The sequence below is a fragment of the Microbacterium sp. Bi128 genome, assembly GCF_918698205.1.
Genome location: NZ_CAKKMM010000569.1, coordinates 1 through 3,070, shown reverse-complemented (window position 1 = coordinate 3,070; position 3,070 = coordinate 1). Strand labels below are relative to the sequence as shown.

5 protein-coding genes are annotated in these 3,070 nt (G+C 70.2%); 2 read left to right on the top strand and 3 right to left on the bottom strand.

Annotated elements, in window-relative coordinates; genetic code table 11:
• Positions 1–560: ParA family protein (locus LQV45_RS23035; RefSeq protein WP_230008985.1), on the top strand; the 560-nt coding region annotated here is incomplete at its 5' end.
• 141 nt (positions 561–701) lie between these two features.
• On the opposite strand, the gene LQV45_RS23030 is transcribed toward LQV45_RS23035, so the two are convergent.
• From LQV45_RS23030 to LQV45_RS23020, 3 genes are all read right to left on the bottom strand, one after another.
• Positions 702–1,247, bottom strand: coding sequence for a MerR family transcriptional regulator (locus LQV45_RS23030; RefSeq protein ID WP_138174839.1), 546 nt, complete (start codon positions 1,245–1,247; stop codon positions 702–704).
• A 96-nt stretch (positions 1,248–1,343) separates the two neighbouring features.
• Positions 1,344–2,030, bottom strand: coding sequence for a MerR family transcriptional regulator (locus tag LQV45_RS23025; RefSeq protein ID WP_230008984.1), 687 nt, complete (start codon positions 2,028–2,030; stop codon positions 1,344–1,346).
• A complete protein-coding gene (locus LQV45_RS23020) occupies positions 2,030–2,524 on the bottom strand; it encodes an FHA domain-containing protein (RefSeq protein ID WP_230008983.1) in 495 nt (164 codons plus the stop codon). The genes LQV45_RS23025 and LQV45_RS23020 overlap by 1 nt, the downstream gene beginning before the upstream one ends.
• Before the next feature lie 260 nt (positions 2,525–2,784).
• On the opposite strand from LQV45_RS23020, the gene LQV45_RS23015 reads away from it, so the two are divergent.
• Positions 2,785–3,070, top strand: a 286-nt coding sequence (locus LQV45_RS23015) for a copper resistance protein CopC (protein WP_230008982.1), incomplete at its 3' end; no start/stop codon positions are given.

Below are 3,070 nucleotides of genomic sequence, written 5' to 3'. Positions count from 1 at the left end.
GCCCCATGTACATCCTCATCGGCAGTCCTTCGGCCATCAATTTCGACGGTCCGCACCCGAGCGTGCGCGACGTGTGGACGCTCGAGGAGGCCCTGGCCACCATCGAGGCCGACTACGACCTGGTCCTCATCGACTGCGCCCCGTCGCTGAACGCCCTCACCCGCACCGCGTGGGCCGCGAGCGACCGCGTCATCGTCGTCACCGAGCCCGGGCTGTTCTCCGTCGCCGCCGCCGACCGCGCGCTGCGAGCGATCGAAGAGATCCGCCGTGGTCTCTCCCCCCGCCTGCAGCCGCTGGGCGTCGTGGTCAACCGCGTACGCCCGCAGTCGATCGAGCACCAGTTCCGCATCAAGGAGCTCCGCGACATGTTCGGGCCGCTCGTCCTGAACCCGCAGCTGCCCGAGCGCACGTCGCTCCAGCAGGCCCAGGGTGCCGCGAAGCCCCTGCACGTGTGGCCCGGCGACTCCGCTCAGGAGCTCGCCGCCGACTTCGACGCCCTGCTGGACCGGATCGTCCGCACCGGCCGCATCCCCGTGCAGAACGACGCACCGCAGGCCTGATCCCATCGAGAAACGCCGTTCCTGGCGAGACACGCGCTCTCCCGGCGTTTCTCGACAGGGGCGGCGTTTCTCGTCGAGGGAGCGACAAAACAGAACCCCGGATGCCGTGGCATCCGGGGTTCTCGCGTCTGTGGGCCCGTGTCAGGCCGTGCGAGCGGCGCGGCGAGCGGCGAGCTCGTCCACCGTCTCGGGGGTCGCGGTCTCGAAGTCGACGAGTGTCGACTCGACCTCGCGCAGGACCTTTCCGACCGCGATGCCGAACACGCCCTGGCCCCGGCTGACGAGGTCGATGACCTCGTCGTTGGAGGTGCACAGGTAGACCGAGGCGCCGTCGCTCATGAGGGTCGTCCCGGCGAGGTCGCGGATGCCCGCAGCGCGGAGCTGGTCGACGGCGGTGCGGATCTGCTGCAGCGAGATGCCGGTGTCGAGCAGGCGCTTGACGAGCTTGAGGACGAGGATGTCGCGGAAGCCGTAGAGACGCTGCGAACCGGACCCGCTCGCGCCGCGAACGGTGGGAACGACGAGTTCGGTACGAGCCCAGTAGTCGAGCTGGCGGTACGTGATGCCCGCGGCACGCGCTGCCACCGCACCGCGGTAGCCGGTGTCGTCGTCCATCTCGGGAAGACCGTCGGTGAAGAGCAGATCAGCGGCGAACCGGGGTTCACCGAGTGCGTCGCCAGCGTTCATGCTCGCGTCCCTCCTCATCGGCTCGTTGCTTCCACGCTAGATCAGCGAGGGTCCCCCGGCAACGACATCCGCGCCGAGGGGGTCGGCGTGTCGCGATCAGGACAGCATCCGGTCGATGGCCTCGCGCACGAACAGCGTGCGGACCTCGTCGAGGCGCGCCGCGAGTTCGGGCGCGAGCTCGCTGGCCCGTGCCCGCGACGCGGCGTCCGGGCGGCGGAGAAGCGCCGACAGGGCCGATTCGACGAGGGAGGCCTCGCGCTGCGCGCTCTGCCGCAGCGATCGCACGTGCCGGGGCTCGATGCCGTGCCGATCCAGGGCGACGAGCGTGCGCATCAGCGCCACGGTCTGCTCGGGGTACAACTCGGCCGCGGTGATCACGCCCGTGCTGATGGCGTCATTGAGCAGCTGCGGGGCCGCACCGGATGCCGAGAGCAGATCGTCGCGGCGGTACCGCCGCGGCGCGCTCGTCATCGACGGCATCGAGGTCGGCGGCGCGGGGTTGCGACCCGCGTCGACGTCGGCGAGGTACTCGCGGATGACGGCGAGGGGGAGGTAGTGATCGCGCTGGAGGGTCAGCGCCAGACGCAGTCGTTCCAGATCGCCGGGCGAGAACTTGCGGTAGCCCGAGTCGGTCCGCGTGGGCGACACGATGCCCTGGACTTCGAGGAAGCGCAGCTTGCTGGAGGACAGCGCCGGGAACTCCGGTGTGAGCCTCGCGAGCACCTGTCCGATGCTCAACAGCCCCGAGGCCGCCGGACGACCGCGGGCGGGGGCTGCCGCCATCAGTGTTCTGCCGGCGGGAGGTCGACCGGCGAACCGAAGAAGTTGAGGCGGAACTTGCCGATCCGTACCTCGGCGCCGTTGACCAGCGCCGAGCGGTCCACGCGCTCACCGTTGACGTAGCTGCCGTTCAGGGATCGCTGATCGACGATCTCGAAGGCCGTACCGGCGCGGGTGATCTCAGCATGCCGACGCGAGACGGTGACGTCGTCGAAGAAGATGTCGGCTTCGGGGTGTCGACCCACGGTCGTGACGTCGGTGTCGAGCAGGTAGCGGGCGCCGGTCGTGGGACCGGAGCGCACGATCAGCAGCGCCGCCCCGGAGGGCAGGGCGTCGATCGCTTCCAGCTCGGTCTCGCTGAGGTCGGCACCGAACGGGACGAAGGAGAGATCGGCATCGTGACCGAACGTCTCGGTCGTGTCGTGCGACCGCTCGGGAGCGGCGGCGTCGGCAGCGCGCCGAATGTCGTCGCGCTCGAATCTGCGGGTCTCGTCCACGGCTTCTCCTTCTTTTCCACCATAGCCGACCGCCTCCGAACCGGAGCGGCCGATCGACCCTCGCGAAGGTCATGGGATGTACGTGTGATCCGCCCTCGACGACGGGCTCCGCGTTCGGGCAGCGAATCGGTACGACGGGGGGACACTCGAACCTATCTACCCGGGGTCGGCCGTGTCGAGTCCGGGTCGACCCGAAGACGGCCGGATCGCGCATCTTCCCTCCCAGCCGCCGCCCGCACCGGGTCGATAAGGTCGGTGGGGTGACCTCCTCCTCCGCGCCGCGTCGCCGCTCCCTGCCCGCCGTTCTCGCCGCCGCGGTCATCGCGCTCACGGCGCTCGTCATCCCCGCGGCCCCCGCGTTCGCGCACGACGAACTTGTCTCCTCCGACCCCTCCGCCGACGCGGTGCTCGATGCCCTGCCGTCGCAGATCACCCTCACCTTCAGTGCCGACATCCTGGATGCCGAGGGTGCGACGGTCATCCAGGTGACGGATGCGGCCGGCACGGCCCTGACGGACGGCGCCCCCACCGTTGCGGGCACGGCCG

What these genes read in the sequence shown, in the direction of transcription:
- LQV45_RS23030 (WP_138174839.1), bottom strand. Translation starts at nt 1,247, where the DNA reads ATGAACGCTGGCGACGCACTCGGTGAACCCCGGTTCGCCGCTGATCTG.
- LQV45_RS23025 (WP_230008984.1), bottom strand. Translation starts at nt 2,030, where the DNA reads ATGGCGGCAGCCCCCGCCCGCGGTCGTCCGGCGGCCTCGGGGCTGTTG.